14 protein-coding genes are annotated in these 18,862 nt (G+C 68.0%); 4 read left to right on the forward strand and 10 right to left on the reverse strand.

All coding sequences use genetic code 11. From position 1 onward, the window contains the following. The first annotated feature begins 26 nt into the window (after positions 1-26). From AC1Q87_RS03390 to AC1Q87_RS03405, 4 genes are all read left to right on the forward strand, one after another. The gene (locus tag AC1Q87_RS03390) at positions 27-350 is read left to right on the forward strand and encodes a copper-binding protein (protein WP_492607578.1); all 324 of its coding nucleotides are present in this window, start codon (positions 27-29) and stop codon (positions 348-350) included. A gap of 458 nt (positions 351-808) precedes the next feature. Then, the gene (locus tag AC1Q87_RS03395) at positions 809-3,514 is read left to right on the forward strand and encodes a TonB-dependent receptor (protein WP_492607579.1); all 2,706 of its coding nucleotides are present in this window, start codon (positions 809-811) and stop codon (positions 3,512-3,514) included. A gap of 72 nt (positions 3,515-3,586) precedes the next feature. Beyond that, a complete protein-coding gene (locus tag AC1Q87_RS03400; RefSeq protein WP_492607580.1) occupies positions 3,587-4,285 on the forward strand; it encodes a hypothetical protein in 699 nt (232 codons plus the stop codon). Between the two features lie 11 nt (positions 4,286-4,296). Beyond that, the gene (locus AC1Q87_RS03405; RefSeq protein ID WP_492607581.1) at positions 4,297-5,025 is read left to right on the forward strand and encodes a PepSY domain-containing protein; all 729 of its coding nucleotides are present in this window, start codon (positions 4,297-4,299) and stop codon (positions 5,023-5,025) included. A 17-nt stretch (positions 5,026-5,042) separates the two neighbouring features. Here the strand turns inward: AC1Q87_RS03405 and AC1Q87_RS03410 are convergent, their stop codons facing one another. The 10 genes from AC1Q87_RS03410 to AC1Q87_RS03455 form a co-directional block, all read right to left on the reverse strand. Beyond that, positions 5,043-5,813: an SDR family NAD(P)-dependent oxidoreductase gene (locus AC1Q87_RS03410; protein WP_492607582.1), complete on the reverse strand. Its 771-nt coding sequence runs from the start codon at positions 5,811-5,813 to the stop codon at positions 5,043-5,045. Beyond that, the gene (locus tag AC1Q87_RS03415) at positions 5,803-7,140 is read right to left on the reverse strand and encodes an FAD-binding oxidoreductase (protein ID WP_492607583.1); all 1,338 of its coding nucleotides are present in this window, start codon (positions 7,138-7,140) and stop codon (positions 5,803-5,805) included. The genes AC1Q87_RS03410 and AC1Q87_RS03415 overlap by 11 nt, the downstream gene beginning before the upstream one ends. After that, a complete protein-coding gene (locus AC1Q87_RS03420; RefSeq protein ID WP_492607584.1) occupies positions 7,131-8,594 on the reverse strand; it encodes a UbiA family prenyltransferase in 1,464 nt (487 codons plus the stop codon). Before AC1Q87_RS03420 ends, AC1Q87_RS03415 begins: the two co-directional genes overlap by 10 nt. Further along, a complete protein-coding gene (locus AC1Q87_RS03425) occupies positions 8,591-9,019 on the reverse strand; it encodes a GtrA family protein (RefSeq protein ID WP_492607585.1) in 429 nt (142 codons plus the stop codon). The genes AC1Q87_RS03420 and AC1Q87_RS03425 overlap by 4 nt, the downstream gene beginning before the upstream one ends. Beyond that, positions 9,012-10,307 carry an NAD(P)/FAD-dependent oxidoreductase gene (locus AC1Q87_RS03430; protein WP_492607586.1) on the reverse strand — a complete coding sequence of 432 codons (1,296 nt, stop codon included), beginning with the start codon at positions 10,305-10,307 and terminating at the stop codon, positions 9,012-9,014. The genes AC1Q87_RS03425 and AC1Q87_RS03430 overlap by 8 nt, the downstream gene beginning before the upstream one ends. A gap of 2 nt (positions 10,308-10,309) precedes the next feature. Beyond that, positions 10,310-11,242 carry an NAD-dependent epimerase/dehydratase family protein gene (locus AC1Q87_RS03435; protein WP_492607587.1) on the reverse strand — a complete coding sequence of 311 codons (933 nt, stop codon included), beginning with the start codon at positions 11,240-11,242 and terminating at the stop codon, positions 10,310-10,312. Between the two features lie 70 nt (positions 11,243-11,312). Further along, entirely contained in the window at positions 11,313-13,979 is a 2,667-nt protein-coding gene (locus AC1Q87_RS03440; RefSeq protein ID WP_492607588.1) for a hypothetical protein, read from the reverse strand. Positions 13,980-14,099: 120 nt separating this feature from the next. Further along, positions 14,100-15,155, reverse strand: coding sequence for a 2-oxoacid:ferredoxin oxidoreductase subunit beta (locus AC1Q87_RS03445; RefSeq protein WP_492607589.1), 1,056 nt, complete (start codon positions 15,153-15,155; stop codon positions 14,100-14,102). Further along, positions 15,152-16,978 (reverse strand): 2-oxoacid:acceptor oxidoreductase subunit alpha, encoded by a 1,827-nt coding sequence (locus AC1Q87_RS03450; protein WP_492607590.1) that lies wholly within the window; start codon positions 16,976-16,978, stop codon positions 15,152-15,154. Before AC1Q87_RS03450 ends, AC1Q87_RS03445 begins: the two co-directional genes overlap by 4 nt. Next, complete coding sequence (locus tag AC1Q87_RS03455) at positions 16,969-18,750, reverse strand: FAD-dependent oxidoreductase (RefSeq protein WP_492607591.1); 1,782 nt, start codon at positions 18,748-18,750, stop codon at positions 16,969-16,971. Before AC1Q87_RS03455 ends, AC1Q87_RS03450 begins: the two co-directional genes overlap by 10 nt. Positions 18,751-18,862: the final 112 nt, after the last annotated feature.

Consider the following 18,862-nt stretch of genomic DNA (forward strand, 5'->3'; position numbering starts at 1 on the left):
GCGAGCTTAGTTTGGAGACCAACGACATGAAGATCCTGCTTCTGGCCGTCGCGGCCATCGGCGTCAGCGCCACCGGAGCCCTGGCCCACGGTCAGGACCACAGCGATCACGCCGGCCACGCCGCTCCGGCCGCCGCCGGCAGCGTCGAGGGCACGGGCGTCGTCAAGAAGCTCGACGCCAAGACCGGCTCGGTGACCATCGCCCACGACCCGATCAAGGCGCTGAACTGGCCGGCCATGACCATGCCGTTCAAGGTCGCCGACAAGGCGATGCTCGCCAAGGTCAAGGTCGGCGCCAAAGTTCGCTTCGACCTCAGCGGCCAGACCATCACCGCCATCCGCCCGCAATAGGCGGTTCGATCTCCGGGGCGGCTGCTCGCCCCGGAGACCTCGCCTTGACCTTCGTCAAATAGACCGGCCGTACCCGGAAAAAATCTGAGGGGTCGAGAGAGGGGGCGCGTATCCCCATAAGCGACGATAGGGTCGCTCGAGGTGAGGGGATCAGCGTCGTGAGAACGGGGTAAGTCAAGAGCAGTCGCAAGACGATCCGATACACGCCAAGCGGTATTGGGTGAGTGGGGATGTTTCGAAAATACATGTCGCCTGGAAGGCGGCGCGCCGACTCTACGTCGCCGCGTCGAGGCGGCCTGCGGCCAATTCTTCGGAGTCTGGCCAGCGGTCGGCAGTCCCGCTCGTGCAACGCCAAATATGTATAGACATTAGCCGTCGCCGGTCCGCCGCGAGGGCTCCGAAGCGCTCCGTAACGCCGGGAGGGTGGCTCAGGGCGCTTTCTGCCAAAGGGGGTAGGTATGAACCGTTTTTCCAAGCGTCTGCTGCTGGCGAGCGCGATGCTCACCGGCGCGATGTCCGCCGTTCCGGCCTGGGCGCAGAGCGCCAACGACGTTGAGGAAGTCATCGTCACCGGCAGCCGCATCAAGCGCGTCGACATCAGCGGCGTCGGCCCGGCGACCGTGGTCAGCCAGGAAGAGATCGCCAACACCGGCGTGACCAACGTCGAGACCCTGCTGCAGCGCCTGCCGGCCTCGGCCGGCGCCGCCGGCGGCCAGACCAGCGCCTACTGGACCGGCAACGGCTACGGCACGGCGCAGGTGAACCTGCGCGGCCTGGGCATCAACCGCACCCTGACCCTGATCAACGGCCGCCGTGTCGTGAACGGCGGCACCGGCGCCAACAGCGCCCCCGACCTCAACATGATCCCGACCTCGATCATCGGCCGGATGGACGTGCTGAAGGACGGCGCCTCTGCGATCTACGGGGCCGACGCCGTCGCCGGCGTGGTCAACATCGTCACCATCGACGGCTACGAAGGCCTGAAGGTCAGCGGCAAGTACGGCATCACCGACGAGAAGGACGGCGAGGAGTACACGCTCGACCTGCTGTGGGGCATGCGCGGCGACCGCGGCGGCGTCACCGCGGCGTTCACCTACCAGAAGACCGAAGCGGTCAACATGGCCACGCGCGCGCCCTGCAGCCTCGGCGAGAGCGGCGGCCAGCTGGTCTGCTCGTACAGCGGCAACACGCTGGGCGGCCGTGCGCGGCTGGCCGACGGCCGCGTCGTCAACTTCCGCCAGACGCCCGGCGCGGACGGCAACTATTTCGAGCTCTACAACGGGGCCAAGCACGGCTTCAACTCGAACCCGTTCCTCAATGCGGTCTCGCCGATCGAGCGGATCAGCACGGCGTTCCTGGCTGACTACGACCTGACCGACGACGTCCAGCTGTTCGGCGAGTTCTTCTTCACCCACCGGAAAAGCAACCAGCTGGCCACTCCCGGCGGCCTGACCCATCGCCCGACCAACCCGGACGGCACGCCGGACCTGCTGCGCGACTTCACCATCCGCGCGTCGAACCCGAACAACCCGACCGGCCAGGACCTAGTCCTGCTGGCGCGCCGGCTCGGCGAGGGCGGTCCGCGCAAGTTCTTCCAGGAGACCGACACCTACCGCCTAGTCGCGGGCGCCCGCGGCAAGGTCGTCGGCGACTGGACCTGGGAAGCGGCGGTGAACTGGGGCCGCAACACCGGCATCGACGCGATGACCAACATCGCCAACCTGGAACGCGTGCAGAAGAGCATGAACTGCGTGCCCGGCGCGCCCTGCGGCGACTATCTGGGCGAGGGCAGCCTGAGCAAGGAGGTGCTCGACTACATCCTCTACACCTCGCGCGACACGGGCGGGAACGAGCAGCGCAGCGCCACGCTCGACTTCTCCGGCACGGTCTTCGAGCTGCCGGCCGGTCCGGTCGGCGCGGCCGTCGGCCTGCTCTATCGCGAGGAGGAGGGCTGGCGCGACCCCGACGCCCTGACGGTGCTGGGCATCGGCAACACCAACCAGCAGGACTCCATCTCCGGCTCGATGAAGGCCAAGGAAGCCTATCTGGAAGTCTCGGCTCCGCTGCTGGCGGACCTGCCGCTGATCAAGCGCCTGGATGTCGACGGGGCCGTCCGCTACTCGGACTACGACCTGTTCGGCAGCAACGTCACGTACAAGGCCAGCTTGAACTGGACGGCGATCGAGGGCGTGCGTCTGCGCGCCACCTACGGCACCGGCTTCCGGGTCCCCAGCGTGCCCGAACTGTTCGGGGGCGTCGCCGAAGGCAACCTGACGACCACCGATCCTTGCAGCGGCTACAGCACGAGCGGCAACGCGACCCTGGTCGCCAACTGCCAGGCCTCGGGCGTTCCCGCCGGCTATCGCCAGCTGGGCACCACGATCCTGACCACCAACGGCGGCAACAGCGACCTGCAGCCGGAAGAGGCCAAGACCCTGACGCTCGGCCTGGTGTTCACGCCGCCCCAGGTCAGCGGCCTGTCGGTGACGATCGACTACTTCGACATCGAGATCACCGACGCGATCCGCTCGATCCCGGGTTCGACCAAGCTGGCGGTCTGCTACGCCTCGGCGGGGATGACCCATCCGTTCTGCGGCCCCAGCAACTTCACCCGCAGCACGCTGACCGGCGAGGTCAACTACCTCTCGTCCATCCCGGTGAACACCGGCAAGGAAGAGATGACCGGCGTCGACATCGGCATCCACTACGACTTCGACCTGTTCGAGCGCCAGGCGAGCTTCGACTGGAACACCACCTATCTCGGCGAGTACCTGATCACCGCCTATGACGGCGCCGAACCGATCCGGTTCGACGGCCACATCGGCGGCGGCAACGGCGGCTATCCGAAGTGGCGTTCCAACGCCAGCTTCACCGTCACCGACGAAAAGTGGACCGGGACCTACTCGGTGCAGATGATCGGCAAGGCGACCGACTTCAACGCCGGGCCGAAGGACATCGGCTATCAGGCGCCGCGGGTGTTCTACCACAACGCCCAGGTCGCCTATCGCATCGCCGACAACGCCGACATCGCCGTCGGCGTGGACAACATCTTCGACAAGAAGGCTCCGTACATCCAGAGCTTCACCGACGGGAACACCGACACCATGACCTACGACCTTCTGGGTCGTCGCGGTTATGTGCGACTGACCTACCAGTTCAACTAGGTCGGCGCACGGCGCCGGGCGGGCTGCCCCATGGCCCGTCCGGCGTCGGCTTTTTGCTGAAGAGAGTTCGACATGCGCCTGCCGGCCCTGGCCCGGAAGACCCACAAGTGGCTCGCCTTGATCATCGCCGTCCAGGCGGTGTTCTGGATGCTGAGCGGCCTCTACATGACCGCTGTCCACATCGACATCATCCACGGCGACCATCTGGTGCGCGCGCCGCGCCAGCAGGCCCAGCCCTTGGCCTCGCTGGTCGAGCCGGGCTCCCTGATCCCGGGCGGAACCCGTTCGGTGCGCCTCGACACGCAACTGGGTCAGCCGGTCTACATCGTCGACGCCATTCCTGGCCGCATGCTCTTCGACGCCCGCAACGGCGAGATGCTCTCGCCGCTCGACGAGAAGGCCGCCCGCGATCGCGCCGTGGCGCTCTACGCCGGCAAGGGCGGCGTCTCGAAGGTCGAGCTGCTCGACACTGCGCCCAGCGAGATCAAGAACCGCCCGGTCCCGATCTGGCGGGTCGAGTTCGAGGGCATGTGGAAACCCACGCTCTACATCTCGCCGCTGACCGGCGAACTGGTCGCCAAGCGGCACGATCTTTGGCGCACCTTCGACTTCGTCTGGATGCTCCACATCATGGACTACGAAGAGCGCACGGACATGAACAACACGCTGCTGCGTGTCGCCACCTGGATGGCGGTGGCGACATCGGCGACCGGCAGCTGGCTGCTGCTCTACAGTTTCCGCCGCCGACGCCGCGCGCGTAAGACGGCCTGAGGGATCGACCGATGTTCCTGATCCGCACGCTTCACAAGTGGTTCGGCCTGATCCTGGGCCTCCAGATGCTGCTCTGGTCGATCAGCGGGGCGATGATGGCCCTGCTCGATCACCACAAGGTCTCGGGGGAGGGCTCGGTCCGCCAGGCCCCGTCGGTCATGCTGCCGGCCCAGACCCTGCCGCTGTCGCAGGTGGCCGCGGCATTGGGCGAGCCTGTCCTCAAGATGCGCCTGAAGCCGCTCGGCCAAGGCCATGTCTACGAGGCGACCACGCCTTCGGGCGTCAAGCTGCTCGACGCGGCGACAGGCGCGCCGGTCGCCATCGACGCGGCCAAGGCCGGGGCCCTCGCGGCGGCGTTGTTCACCGGACCGGAAGGCGTCGCCTCGATCCGCCCGGTCGAGAAGCACGACGTGGAGTCGCGCACCGCCGAACTCCCCGCCTGGCGGGTCGAGTTCGCCGACGCCGATCGGACGACGTTGTTCATGTCGGCGGCGACCGGCGAGATGGTCTTGCTGCGCAACGACACCTGGCGGCTGTGGGACATCTTCTGGATGATCCACATCATGGACTACACCAAGCGGGAGAGCTTCAATCACCCGCTGATCATCACGGTCGCCAGCGGCGTGACCTGGCTGACCCTCAGCGGCGTGATCCTGCTGTTCCGCAGCTTCCGCCGCCAGGACTTCGCCTACCTGCTCGACCCGATCGAGCGTCTCCGCGAGGGACGCTCGAAAGGCTGACGCCGAGGCCCGGACGACTAGATGTCGATCCGGGCGATCACCGGCTGGGGCAACAGCCGGATGATCAGCATGACGTAGCGCCAGAACCACGGGCCGTAGACGATCGCGCTGCGCCCGTTCAGGCCCTTGACGATGACCTTGGCCACCGCGTCCGGCGAGGCCCACAACGGCCCGCCCTTCGGTAGGTCGGCCGTCATCGGGGTGTCGACGAAGCCCAGCTTGAAGACCACCGCCTTGGGACCGCCGTGCAGGGCGCTGCGGTGCGCCAGGCCCTGCATCAGCACCGCGAGGCCGGCCTTGGCCGCGCCATAGATGAAGTTGGAGCTGCGGCCGCGGTCGCCGGCCACGCTGCCGATCGCGGCGACCACGCCGTTGCGGCCGTCCGTGCGTTCAAGCCGGCGCGCGAGGGCCAGCGCCCAGAGGCCGGCAGAAGTGAAGTTCACGTCGATCACGGCCGCGGCGTGCGCGGCGTCCTGTTCGGCGCGGGTCTGGTCGCCCAGCAGGCCGTGCGCGATCAGCGCGGTGTCGAAGCCGCCGATGGCGTCGGCCAGCGACTGCAACAGCTCGTCCGTCGGTTCGGACTCGACGAGGTCGAGCGCGCGCACCGCGACATTGGGAGAGCCGCGCACCCGCAGGTCGGCGGCGATCGCCTCCAGCCGCGCACCGTCGCGCGCCACCAGCACCAGCTGTGCGCCTTGAGCGGCGAGGTCGCGCGCGACCGCTTCGGCGATGGCGGAGGCCGCGCCCAGGATGAGGACGCCGCGGCCGCGCCAGGCGTTATTGGTCATGTGTCACTCGTCGCCAGAAACGTGAAGAAAACAGGGGGTCGCGCAGCGCTTCGAGCTCGCGCCAGCGCGGATAGCCCGCGCGGAAGGTGGCCGCGGACATTCGCCCGTCCTTGGCCGGATAGATCTTGCCGCCGGCCGCCACGACGATGGCGTCGAGCCGCTCCAGCAGCTTCAGCGTGGATTCGCCCCGGTTCGGGAAGTCCAGCGCCAGCGAGGCGCCTGGACCTTCGAACGAGATCAGGCCGCCGGAGCGCAGGGGCCCGAGGCTCTTGAGCACCGCCAGGAACGAGCCTTGGCCCGTGGCCGCCAGCGTCCGCAGCGCCTCGGCCATGGCGTCCTGCTGGGTCTCGACGGGCGCCATGAACTGGTGCTGATAGAACCCCGCCGGGCCGTAGAAGCGGTTCCAGCCGCCGATCGCGTCCAGCGGATAGAAGGCGCCGCCGTAGTGTTTGCGGGCGGTCCCGCGCCGCATTCGCTGCAGGCCGCCGTAAGCGGTGTTGAAGGCCTTCAGAGACAGCCGGTTCATCAGGCCGGGCGGGGCGGTGATCGGAACCTGGAGTTTCTGCCGTGGCGAATGGGGCGCCAGGCCGCCGGCCGCGGACCAGTTGGCGCGGTACATGACGCCGCGCCCCAGCGCGGGGCCGCTGGCCGTGCAGTCGATCCAAGACGAGACGTGCTCGAAGCGTTGGTCGCTCTCGGCGCTCAGGTGGAAGTACTCCGCGAGGTTGGCGAAGGGCACGGTCTCTTCATCGACCAGCGTGCTCGGGATCGGCGACAAGGCGATCTCGGCCCAGGCGATCAGGCCGGTCAGGCCAAGCCCGCCGACCGTGGCGTGGAACAGCTCGGGGCCGTCCCGCGCCGAGAGCTCCAGCGCGCCCGCGTCCGAGCGCATCAGGCCGATGCGGCGCACATGCCGACCGAACGAGCCGGCCCGATGGTGGTTCTTGCCGTGCACGTCGTTGGCGATCGCCCCGCCCAGGGTCACGAACCGGGTGCCGGGCGTGGTCGGCAGGAACCACCCGTGGGGCGTCGCCATGCGCAGGATCTCGTCCAGGCTCACGCCGGCCTCGGCGCGCAGGACGCCAGTGGCGGGGTCGAAGGCGACGAAGCGGTCGAGGCCGCGCATCGAGATCATCAGGCCGTCGGGATTGAGGCCGCTGTCGCCGTAGGAGCGGTGCAGGCCGGCCGCCAACAGGCTTCCGCTCCCGCCGGCCTCTTGGAACAAGCCCGGCAGCTGGTCCTGGTGCTGGGGCCGGGCGACCTGGTGCGTCAGCCGGGGCGTGCGTCCCCACGGCTCGACGACCTGGCTGTGGAAGCTCAGGGCCATGCGATGGTGGCCAACACGAACGCCGCGACCAGCGGGACCATCAGCTTCCAGCTGAAGCGGTCGCTGATCGCATAGGCGATCGGGTCCTCGTCCAACTCGCCTCGACCCGCGACCAGCCAGATCCGCCCGACCCAGATCAGCAGCAGGAACGGCGCGACCCAAAGCCAATCGGGTTGTGCGTAGATGTTCGAGGGAAACGCCTCTTCCATCAGGTAGGTGACCACGACCAGCACCGAGGCGACGCTGGACGCCGCGCCCAGCGCCATCACCGCCGGCCCGTCGTCGGTGCGATAGCCGCGACCGGGCAGCGGCCGCGATCCCTCGACGCCTCGCAGGTTGTGGATCTCGGCGTAGCGCTTGGCCAGCGACATCGAGAAGAAGAAAAACAGCGAGAAGGTGATCAGCCAGGGCGACTGCGGCGTGCCGATCACCGCTGCGCCGATGGCCACGCGGATGGCGTAGAGCGAGGCGAGAGCCGCCACGTCCAGCATGGGCCGCCGCTTCAGGCGGAAGGTGTAGCTCAGGGTCAGGGCCGCATATCCGGCCAGGCCCAGCAACAGGATCGGAGACGTCGCCAGCGCCAGCGCTGCAGCGGTGATCAACAGCAGCGGCACGGCGACGGCCACGTGCTCGATGCGCAGCACGCCCGCGGCCAACGGCCGGTTCCGCTTGGTGGCGTGGCGGCGATCGGACGCCAGATCCGAGAGGTCGTTGATCAGGTAGGTCGCCGAGGCGGTCAGTCCCATGGCGACAAACGCCACCAGGCTCAGCAGCACGGCGTGCGGCTCGGTGAACTTCTGCGAGAGCAGCAGCGGCAGGAAGACCAGCAGGTTCTTGGTCCACTGGTGCAGGCGCAGCGCCTTGCGCCAGGTCTTCAGGCGAGGACGGTCGCGGCCGAACTCGGCTTCGAGCGGCTTGCCCAGGTTTCGCGCGTCTTGCGCGACGCCGGCGCTCGCACCCGCCAGCACGATGCTTTCGGCATGCGCCCAGACCTTGAGGTCGGCGCGGGAGTCGCCAGCGTAGCAGAAGCCTTCCGGGAAGCGTTCCGCCAGGCGCTCGGCCTTGCGCGCGCCCTTGAGGTTGCGCCCGGCGTCGCTGCCCTCGGCGCTGTCAAACAGCCCGCAATGACCGGCGACGGCGTCGGCGACGGACTGGTGGGCGGCCGTGACCAGGTGGATCGGACGAGACTGGGACTTCTCCGCCCGCAGGAAGTCCAGCAGCGGCTCGTTGTAGGGCAGGGCGGCCGGATCCAGCGGCTGCATTCGCGCCAGCCGGTCCTTGAACGCGGCGCGGCCGCGCAACAGCATCGGCAGCAGCATGAGCGCGGCTAGCGGCTTGCGGAACACCAGCGCCACGAACTGCTCGGCCAGGGTGTCGGTGCGGACCAAGGTGTCGTCCAGGTCGACGACCAGCACGCTGGCGGCTGCACGTCGAGCGTTCGGCTGCAGGGTCATTCGGTGGGCCCGTGGGTTCGGAACGTGTAGCGCTTGTGCAGGGCGAAGCTAAGCACGGCGGGAGACAGTACGCCGACGCCGTGGCCGATCGCCTCGGCCCACGGGCGCGTCATGAATCGCGGCAGCAGCCACTCGCCCAGCAGCATGGAAACCAGCCAGACGACGGCGAAGGAGACGGCGTTCACCGCCAGGAAGCGCATGAACTGGCCGCGGCGATCGCCCGGCGCGGTCGGAAAGACGAACCGGCGATTAAGCTCGAACGCGACCAGCACCCCGACCGCGTAGGCGCACACGACGGCGGCGGCATAGGGCAGGGCGTGGCTGAAGGCGAAACGGCTCAGCCACTGGGCTGCCGCCGCGGTCCCGCCGACCAGCAGGAAGGCGGCGAACTGCCGGCTCAGCAGCGGGCGCAGGCGCTCATGCACGCGGGAGGCTCTCCACCAGACGTCGCGCATAGCCGATGCTTTCGGATACGCCGCGATCCTCTGGATAGTAGAAGCAGGTATCCGCAATCTGAAGACCGGCCACCGGCGTCTGAGGATTGGGGATCTTGTCGGCGAAGCCGACGTCGCACACAGGCTGGGCGTAGCGCAGGCGCGCGACATGGCTGGCGATGCGATCTGAGGCGCCCAGCGCCGGGTTCACCCGCTGCAGGTAGCCGAAGCTCTCCTCGACGAACGACTCGTCGGGCCGCCCGAACGCTGGATTGTCCGCCGGCATGTAGTACGGCACGTAGACGATGTGCCGGTCGAGCGGGCGCAGGTTCGAGAACTCGACGAACCCGGGCGCGCCGATGGCGGCGTCCGAAATGTTGACCCAGAAGTTCGGGGTGACGGGCTTCGCCAGCTGGTGGACGATGCAGACCACGCCGACGTTCTCGAACTGCGCGTAGGGGGCCGCCAGCTCCGGGTGGTCGGCCAGCATCGCCGCCGCATAGGGCATGGCGACGGTCGAGATGACCTGGCTCGCCTCGAAGCTGCGACCGTCCGCGGTCTCCACGCCGGTCACGGCGCCCTCGGCGATCAGCAAGCGGCTGGCGGGCGTTCGCAGATGGATCGCGCCGCCCAGCTTCTCGATCGCGTCGGTCAGCGCCGCGACCAGGGCCTCGGAGCCGCCCTCGATGTAGCCGAGCTCTTCCTGGAACAGCGAGCGGCGCGAGCGGCCCAGCCGCTTGATCCGCTGCCAGACCCAGGCGGCCGAGATGCTCTCGGCGTGCTCGTAGAACTTCAGCTCGAACAGCGGCCGCCAAAGCTTGTCGTAGACCCTCGGTCCGCACCAGGCGCGAAACCAGTCCGCGGCGCTGATCTTGTCGAGCCGCCGCCAGTCCGAGCGCTTGGTCGAGAGATAGGCCTGCAGACCGTAGCGGATCTTCTCGATCAGGCTCATGCCCGGGAAGGTCAGCAGCGAGATCGGATCGCCCCACGGGTGCAGCTCGCCGTCGACGAAATAGCCCATCCTGGTCGGGACCCAGGAGATCGGCGGCAGGCCGAGCTCGGCGAGCAGGGCGGTGGTGTCGACATCGCTACGGCAGCAGAAGTGATAGAAGCGCTCGAGCGATAGGCCGTTGAAGTCGAAGTGCGCGGCCATGCCGCCGGCCCTGTCGCCGGCCTCCAGCACCTCGACCTTCCAGCCGGCCTTGGCGGCGAAGTAGGCCGCGGCCAGGCCCATCGGGCCCGCCCCGATCACCAGCAGTCTGTCGTCCGTCCGCGCCATGATCAGAAGGTCAGCTCGACATCGGCGTAGGCAGGGTCCTTCAGCGTGGCGCTCAGCGCCTCGCGCAGGGGGGTGGCGCGGACGCCGAAGATGCCCGGCCAGTCGATCACCTCGAACACGTCGGGCGTCCGCAGCGCCTTGAGCTGGGCGGTGGTGAACGGCGGATTGTGGTCGAAGATCGCGTAGGTCTTCAGCAGGATTCTGAAGAGCCAGACGGGAATCCTGACGATAGGCGTGCGTGATCCGTCGATATCGCGGATCTGCCGGATGAGGTCGATGTAGTCGATCCGCTCCTGGCCGGAGATGTTGAACGTCCCCTGCCGCCGCTGCCGCAAGCAGGCGCCGATGATGCTGGCGAAGTCCCCGGCATAGAGCGGCTGGCGCAGGTAGCGCCCGTCGCCTGGAATCGGAAACACCGGCGTGCGCCGCATGAAGCGGGCCAGCCAGCCCAGGTGCTTGCGGTCGAACCAGCCGAACATCAGCGTCGGCCGCAGGATCACATGCGGCAGCTCGCTCTGCGCGACGATCGCCTCCTGGGCCTTCTTGCTCTCGGTGTAGAGGTCGCGGGCCTGGGAGTTCACCACCGAAGAGCTGACATGCGCGATGTACGGTCGCTTTCCGCGCGCGGCGGCCGCCAGCACGCGCTCGGTCGACACGATGTTGTTGCGCCGGAAGGGTTCGGGATCGAGGCCGCCGATCTGCGCCTGCAGCATGACCACGGCGTCGCAGCCCGCGACGACATCCTCCCACTCTCCGGGCTCAGCGAGGTCCGCCGTGATGACCTGAAGCTGGGGATGCAGGCGTTGGAGGACGCCGGTGTTCTGCGGATGCTTGTCGATAGCCACGAGCTCGAACTCGCCCGTGCGCGCCAGCTGGGCGACCAGGTTTTGGCCGACGAGGCCTGCTGCGCCGGTGACGACGATACGCTGGGTCATGGAAGAGCACGCACTTGGGGCGGATGGGCCGCAGCCTGAGGCGGCGAGCATGGGACGATTCTACGCCGCATCAGGACGCGCCTCCGAGCGTGCAGGTCGAGCCGTCGACGAGGGTCACCAGCACTTGAGGGCGCTCTGGGCGCTCGGCGACGTCGAGAACCCAGCCGACGGCGGGATCGGTCACCATCGGCAAGACCTGCGGCACGTCCGAGCGGAGCTTGCCGGTGTCGGCGTCGGCGACGAGCAGGCCATTGTCGAGCAGCGTGACGGCCTTCACATGGGCGCCGGCGGCGACGTCCCAGGCCCAGCCAAAGATACGCGCGCCGCCGGACTTCCGAGCCGCCATGCCATCGAGGCTGCCGATGCAACGGTCCGGGTCGACGCCCGGATTGGGCACGAGCTTGGCCATGTAGGCCAGGGCCGGCGGATCGAGCTCGCGGATGACGGCCGATGGCCAGATCAGCAGCCCAGCGCCGACGGCGAGCGCGAGGCCTGCGGCGACCGTCGCCGTGCGAACGGGAGACATCGGGGCGATCCGGAGCCGGGCGATGACCAGGCCCGTCCCGACGAGCGCCAGCGCTCCGACCGCCGCCAGGTCCAGGTTGATCAGCGCGCCCAGCGGCGCGGCGATCCAGACGATCGCCGTATAGAGCGCGGTGACGGCGGCGAGCGCCAGAAGCACGGTCCGGCCCCGCGGCCAGGCGCCGACGCTGACCAGGCCGGCCAGGGCGATCGCGAGAACCGCGTCGTAGCTGAACTGGTGGACGAATAGCGCGAGGAACGTCACCCCGACGAACAGCATGTAGCAACCGGCGGCCGCCCCCAGCAGGGGGGCGGCGAGGGCCGCCTGAGGTTTGCGCTCGGGGCGGGGCCGCAGAACGCCCCAGAGGGCGCAGGCTCCCAGCAACAGGATCGGCAAGTTGCCGGCGCTCAGGGCGTAGAAGTCCCAGTTTCGCAGGCGTCCGGCGAGGTCCGTGTCCCCCAGCGGGATCGGCCGCGACAACGGCTCAGGTCCCGGCGGCGGATACGGGGTGAAAAGGTAGGCGGCGATCTCCGCCTTGGTCTTCAGCCAGTCGAGCGCCGAGTGCTCCTGGTATCGCGCGACGATCCGTGCGGGCAGGGCCTGCTCTGCGCCGAGCTGCAGATCCCCGGTCAGGGCGTAGGCGAGCAGCGGATCCTCGCTCGGCAATGCGGTCGCCTTGAACGCAGACCATGTGCCGAGCAGCGCCAGGCCGACGGCGGCGCCGGCGATCAGCGCCTTGGGCGAGCGCCACAGGCGGGTCGCAAAGTAAATCAGGGCGACCGGCCCCAGGAAGAACGCCGAGGCGGAATGGCAAAGCATCGCAAAAGCGGCCAGCCCGCCGAAGGTCGCCGTTTCGCCGATGGCGGCGCGCGGCGGCCTTCGTAGCCGGAAGGCGTAGGCGGCTGCGGCGATGCTGAACGCCGCCCCCATCAGCTTTGGCCAAGTGTAGCCGGTGTTGAACAGCGCAAACGGAGTGAGCGCGACGAGAACGACGCCGATCACCGCGACCGGGGCTGGCAGTTTGCCGGCCCGCCGGACGGCCCAATAGAGCGCCGCCGCCCAAAGCGCCGAAAGCGTGATCCCGCCCACGCCGAGCGCGGCCGCCTGCAGGTGCGGCCCGTCGTTGTTTGCTTGCAGAAGCGCGAAGAGGTCGGCGAACAGAAGATAGCCGCCGGCCATGAGCGGGGGGCGGTCGCTCAGCGACCAGTCGCCAGGCGGGGTCTGGAGCGGATCGGTTCCGAGACGCACCGCCTCGGCGAAAATCCCGGGCAGCAAGTGGTCGGACGACCAGACCGCAGGGGCGAACCTGCGCGCCGGCTCCCACACGCCTGATCCCGTTTCACCAAGGTGAAGCACGGTGAAGACCAGGAACGCCGTCAGGAACCACACATAGACCGGGCGCCGCTGAGCTCTCCAGACCGATCTCGCCAGGAGCGGCGCCCTCCACCACGCCCACACAGCAATCGCGGCCAGCGCGGCGACAAGCAGGAGGCCGCCGCGCGGCGGCAGCGGGGTCCAGGCGTAAGCATAGAAGATGGCCAGGGAAGACGCGCCCAGGCCAAGGAAGCCCGCGAGCACCGGGTCGAGCCCGCTCCGCGTCAGCCTTGCGACAAGGCCTCCTGCGAAGAATGCCGACAGCCCTACGGCGAACGCCACGAGCAGATACCCCACGTAGCCGAGGTAGGACTGCTTGAGGTAGCTCAGCATCGAGACGGCATAGGGCGGCGCCACGCCGATGTTGCGGTAGTCGGAGGTTCCGACCAGGCGCAGGTAGACCTTGCCGCCGGGACACCAGTTCGGTCCCAGCGGGACGATGGATTCGGTATAGGTGCCCTCGGTCGCGCCGCCGGCGACAGGCTTGATGCGGTCGTGGGTGGAGCAGCGCAAATAGAGCGCGTTGCGCGTTTCGTACTCGCGGATCGCGCCCTGATAGGTGATCCCGACATAATCGACGGGCTCAAGCGGGCCCATCTCCAGCGCCATCGGACGCACGCCGTTCGCCGCCAAGGATCGCAGGATGGCGGAGCCGCGCGGCGTTCCCGCCCTTAGCGCGCCGTCGAGATCGGCGGCGTCGCGCAGCGGCTGGGCGTGCGGTCGTCCGATGACGACCTGCGTTGTGACGCCGGGCATCGGCGTCGCCGCAGGCTCGGGGGCGAGCATGATGGCAAGGCTCAGCAGAGCCAGCGCGCCAAGCATCGCCCGCAGCAACCACATGCCCCGATCGCTCCCCCTCGATCCGCCGATGAATCAGCGGGCGTAGACCATAGGTCAGCAGCGTGTAGCGAAGAAGATGCTAGCGGGGGTTGTGGCTCGTGGCGTGTCGTCGCGCTCGTTTCAGCGCAGCGCGGCGTTGAGCTTGGCCAGCGCGGCCGCCCCGGGCGTCAGTTCGCGTTCGTTCAGCGTGTTCAGGGGGACGTCGACTGTCCCGAGGTTCTCGTGCAGATCGCGCGCCTCGGGGTCGAGGAACAGCAAGCCGGTCACGATCTCGCCCAGCGCCTGACGCGCCTGAAGGTAGGCCATGGCCCCGACACGGTCGGACGGGTCGTAATGTTCGGCCAGCTTGTGCAGGTGGAGGACCGAGCCGTCGTGCTGGGCGACCGGCACGGTCTCCCCGGGCGCGTAGTCGATGGTGATCGCGTTGCGAGCGGGCACCAGATCCATCCGGTTCACGGCTTCATTGTGCTCGCGCACATAGTCGTAGGATTTGGTCGAGCCGGCGTGATTGTTGAACTGCACGCAGGGGCTGACGCAGTCGATGAAGGCCGCCCCATTGTGGCTGAGCGCGGCCTTGATCAGGGGCACGAGCTGGTTCTTGTCGCCGGAGAACGAGCGGGCCACGAAGGTCGCGCCCATCTGCAGGGCCAGGCTGACAAGGTCGATGCCGGCGTCGTGGTTGACTACGCCCTTCTTGGACTTCGAGCCCTTGTCGGAGGTGGCCGAGAACTGGCCCTTGGTCAGGCCGTACACGCCGTTGTTCTCGACGATGTAGAGCATGTTCACGCCACGCCGGATCGAGTGCGCGAATTGGCCCAGGCCGATCGACGCGCTGTCGCCGTCGCCGGAAACGCCCAGATAGATCAGGTCGCGGTTGGCGAGGTTGGCGCCGGTCAGCACCGACGGCATGCGCCCATGGACGGTGTTGAATCCGTGCGAATTGCCCAGGAAGTAGTCTGGGGTCTTGGACGAGCAGCCGATACCCGACAGTTTGGCGACCCGATGCGGCGGCAGGTCCAGTTCGTAGCAGGCCTGGATGATCGCCGTGGAGATCGAGTCGTGGCCGCAGCCGGCGCACAGGGTTGACACCGCGCCTTCGTAGTCGCGCCGGGTGTAGCCGAGGGCGTTGGGCTTGAGCTGCGGATGATGCAGTTGCGGCTTGGTGATGTAGGTCATTCGGCCGCCTCCGGCATGGGTCTGCGCTGGCTCATCAGCCGCGTGACCGCCTCGGTGATGAAGCGCGCGGTGATCGGCGTGCCGTCATAGTGCAGCACCGCGGTCAGCCGCGATGGGTCGATCTCGCCCTCGTTGATGAGCAGCGTCCGCAGCTGGGCGTCGCGGTTCTGCTCGATGACGAACACCCGGTCGTGCGCGGCGATGAACTCGAAGATCTCGTCGGCGAAGGGGAAACCGCGCACCCGCAGCGCATCGAGGTGCAGCCCGGCGTGTTCCAGGCTGCCAAGTGCCTCATGGACGGCCGGCGTGCTCGAGCCAAAGTAGATGACGCCGTCGCGGGTCGCCCGCGTGGCGCTTCGCAGGACGGGCCCGGGCACCAGGCGCCGCGCAGTGTCGAACTTGCGCAGCAGCCGTTCCATGTTGCCGACATAGACCGCGCCTTCCTCGCTGTAGCGGGCGTAGGGATTGCGCGACGTGCCGCGGGTGAAGTAGCCGCCCTTGGTCGGGTGGGCGCCCGGATAGGTCCGGTACGGGATGCCGTCGCCATCGACCTCGAGGTAGCGGCCGAACTCCACGCCGGCCTCGAGTTCGTCGTAGCCGAGCACCTTGCCGCGATCGAGTTTGCGGCTGTCGTCCCAGGTGAAGGGCTGGGTCAGCCACTCGTTCATGCCGATGTCGAGGTCGAGCATGACGAAGACCGTGGTTTGCAGACGGTCGGAGAGATCGAAGGCCTGCGCTCCCATCTCGAAACATTCCCCTGGATCGGCGGGCAGCATGAGCGGGTGTTTGGTGTCGCCATGGCCGGCATAGGCGGCCGCGAGCAGATCGGCCTGCTGGGTGCGGGTCGGCATCCCGGTCGAGGGGCCGCCGCGCTGGACGTCGAAAATCACCGCCGGGATCTCGGCGAAATAGGAGAGACCGATGAACTCGGTCATCAGCGACACGCCGGGGCCCGAGGTCGCGGTGAATGCCCTGGCGCCGTTCCAGCCGGCCCCGACGACGACCCCGATCGAGGCGATCTCGTCCTCGGCCTGGACGATCGCGTAACGCGCCTTGCCGGTTTCGGGATCTATGCGCAGGTCTTCGCAATAGCCCGTGAAGGCCTCGGCCAGCGAGGTCGAGGGCGTGATCGGGTACCAGGCGCAGACGGTCGCGCCGCCGTAGACCGCGCCCAATGCGGCGGCGGCGTTGCCCTCGACGAAGATCCGGTCCCCGACCCGATCGGCGCGCCGCACCTTGAGCCGCAACGGCGAAAGATGTTCGGCGACATAGTCGCGGCCCATGTGCAGCGCCGCGACATTGGCGGTGATCAGCCGGTCTTTCCCGGCGAACTGCTCGGCCAGCAGCTGCTCAATGACCCCGATCTCGATGTCGAGCAGCGTCGCCAAGGCGCCGACATAGATGATGTTCTTAAACAGCTGGCGCTCGCGCGGGATCTGGTAGGCCGCGTTGCACATCGCCGTCAGCGGCACGCCGACCACCGTGATGTCGTCACGAAACTTGGAGGGCGGCAGCGGCTTGGTGGAATCGTAGAACAGGTAGCCGCCCGGCTCGATCTCGGCGACGTCGCGATCCCAGGTCTGCGGGTTCATCGCCACCATAAGGTCCACGCCGCCGCGGCGTCCCAGGTGGCCGGCCTCGGTCACGCGCACTTCGAACCAGGTCGGCAGGCCCTGGATGTTCGACGGGAAGATGTTGCGGGCCGCGACCGGCACCCCCATGCGCAGGATCGCCTTGGCGAACATGCTGTTGGCGCTGGCGGACCCGGAACCGTTGACGTTTGCGAACTTGACGACGAAATCGTTCAGCGCCTCTAGCGGCATGATCCCCCCGCGTGGGTCATTTCCAACAGGAACTTCTGCATGTCCCACGCGCCGGTGGGGCAGCGCTCGGCGCAGAGGCCGCAGTGCAGGCACACGTCTTCGTCCTTGACCATGACCCGGCCGGTCGGCAGGTCGCCGGAGACATAGAGCGCCTGGTCGAGGTTCAGCGCAGGAGCTTTCAGGCGGCCGCGCAGGTCGTCCTCATCGCCGTTCTCGGTGAAGGTGATGCAGTCCGTCGGGCAAATGTCGACGCAGGCGTCGCACTCGATGCAGGCCGCCTCGGCGAACACGGTCTGCACGTCGCAGTTCAGGCAGCGCTGGGTCTCGCGGTAGGCGATGGCCCGGTCGAATCCTAGCTCGACCTCGAGCCGCACATCCTTCAGCGCCTCGCCCTTATCCAGCAGCGGTACGCGATAGCGGGCGTCGTTGGCCGGATCGTTGTCGTAGCTCCATTCGTGGATGCCCATCTTCTGGCTGGTCATCGACGTGCCGGGAGGCGGACGGACGGTCAGGTCTTCCGCCTTGCAGAACTTGTCGATCGAGATCGCCGCGTCGTGTCCGTGGGCTACGGCCCAGATGATGTTCTTGGGGCCGAAAGCGGCGTCGCCGCCGAAGAACACGTTCGGCGCCGTCGACTGGAAGGTGAGGGGATCGACCGTGGGCATGCCCCATTCGTCGAACGCCAGGCCGATGTCGCGCTCGATCCAGGGGAAGGCGTTCTCCTGGCCGACGGCGACCAGCACGTCGTCGCACTCGTAGTGCTCGTCCGGCTCGCCCGATGAGACCAGACTGCGGCGACCCTTGGCGTCGTACTCGGGACGAACCTTCTCGAAGGTCACGCCGGTCAGTCGGCCGTTGTCATGGGTGAAGGCCTTCGGGACGAGAAAGTTGAGGATTGGAATGTCCTCGTGGAGCGCGTCCTCCTTCTCCCAGGGGCTGGCCTTCATCTCCTCGAAGCCCGAGCGGACGATGACCTTGACGTCCTCGCCGCCGAGCCGGCGCGAGGTGCGGCAGCAGTCCATCGCGGTGTTGCCGCCGCCCAGCACGATCACCCGTCGGCCGATCTTCTCGATGTGGCCGAACGAGACGTTGCTCAGCCAATCGATGCCGATGTGGATGTTGGCGGCGGCCTCCCGACGACCGGGGAGGTCGAGATCGCGCCCGCGGGGGGCGCCCGTGCCGACGAAGACCGCATCATAGCCTTCGGCCAGCAGCGACTTGAGGCTGTCGACCCTTGCGCCCAACCGCATGTCCATGCCGAGCCCGGTGATGTAGCCGACCTCTTCGTCGATGACTTCCTCGGGCAGGCGGAAGCGGGGGATCTGGCTGCGGATCATGCCCCCGGCTTTGGCCTCTCCGTCGAACAGGGTGAGCTCGTAGCCCAGCGGGGCCAGATCGCGCGCCACGGTCAGCGACGCCGGCCCCGCGCCGATCAGCGCCACGCGTTTGCCGTTGGAGACCGCGACCGGCGCAGGCAGGCGACCGGTGATGTCGTCCTTGTTGTCGGCGGCCACGCGCTTGAGGCGGCAGATCGCGACCGGTTCGTCCTCGACTCGGCCGCGTCGGCAGGCCGGCTCGCAAGGTCGATCGCAGGTTCGGCCGAGCACGCCTGGGAAGACGTTCGACTTCCAGTTGACCATGTAGGCGTCCGAGTACCTGCCTTCGGCGATCAGGCGGATGTACTCAGGTACAGGCGTGTGGGCCGGGCAGGCCCATTGGCAATCGACGACTTTATGAAAGTAGTCAGGCCCCTCGGTACTGGTGCGGTGCACAATCGCTTCCTTCCCACACGCCATTCTTTCGCGGTTGCGAAGACGAGGGTCAGTGAAAGCAGACTCGCCTTACCGCGACGCAGCGTTCGAGAGGATGGTAGGACCCTATCGT

This window comes from Phenylobacterium sp. GW823-FHT02A09 (genome assembly GCF_058797775.1).

Bases quoted from the DNA above. Each gene is read 5' to 3' on its own strand.
- AC1Q87_RS03410 (WP_492607582.1), bottom strand. From the start codon at position 5,813: ATGACCAATAACGCCTGGCGCGGCCGCGGCGTCCTCATCCTGGGCGCG.
- AC1Q87_RS03405 (WP_492607581.1), top strand. From the start codon at position 4,297: ATGTTCCTGATCCGCACGCTTCACAAGTGGTTCGGCCTGATCCTGGGC.
- AC1Q87_RS03445 (WP_492607589.1), bottom strand. From the start codon at position 15,155: ATGACCTACATCACCAAGCCGCAACTGCATCATCCGCAGCTCAAGCCC.
- AC1Q87_RS03450 (WP_492607590.1), bottom strand. From the start codon at position 16,978: ATGCCGCTAGAGGCGCTGAACGATTTCGTCGTCAAGTTCGCAAACGTC.
- AC1Q87_RS03435 (WP_492607587.1), bottom strand. From the start codon at position 11,242: ATGACCCAGCGTATCGTCGTCACCGGCGCAGCAGGCCTCGTCGGCCAA.
- AC1Q87_RS03440 (WP_492607588.1), bottom strand. From the start codon at position 13,979: ATGTGGTTGCTGCGGGCGATGCTTGGCGCGCTGGCTCTGCTGAGCCTT.
- AC1Q87_RS03390 (WP_492607578.1), top strand. From the start codon at position 27: ATGAAGATCCTGCTTCTGGCCGTCGCGGCCATCGGCGTCAGCGCCACC.
- AC1Q87_RS03415 (WP_492607583.1), bottom strand. From the start codon at position 7,140: ATGGCCCTGAGCTTCCACAGCCAGGTCGTCGAGCCGTGGGGACGCACG.
- AC1Q87_RS03430 (WP_492607586.1), bottom strand. From the start codon at position 10,307: ATGGCGCGGACGGACGACAGACTGCTGGTGATCGGGGCGGGCCCGATG.
- AC1Q87_RS03400 (WP_492607580.1), top strand. From the start codon at position 3,587: ATGCGCCTGCCGGCCCTGGCCCGGAAGACCCACAAGTGGCTCGCCTTG.
- AC1Q87_RS03395 (WP_492607579.1), top strand. From the start codon at position 809: ATGAACCGTTTTTCCAAGCGTCTGCTGCTGGCGAGCGCGATGCTCACC.
- AC1Q87_RS03420 (WP_492607584.1), bottom strand. From the start codon at position 8,594: ATGACCCTGCAGCCGAACGCTCGACGTGCAGCCGCCAGCGTGCTGGTC.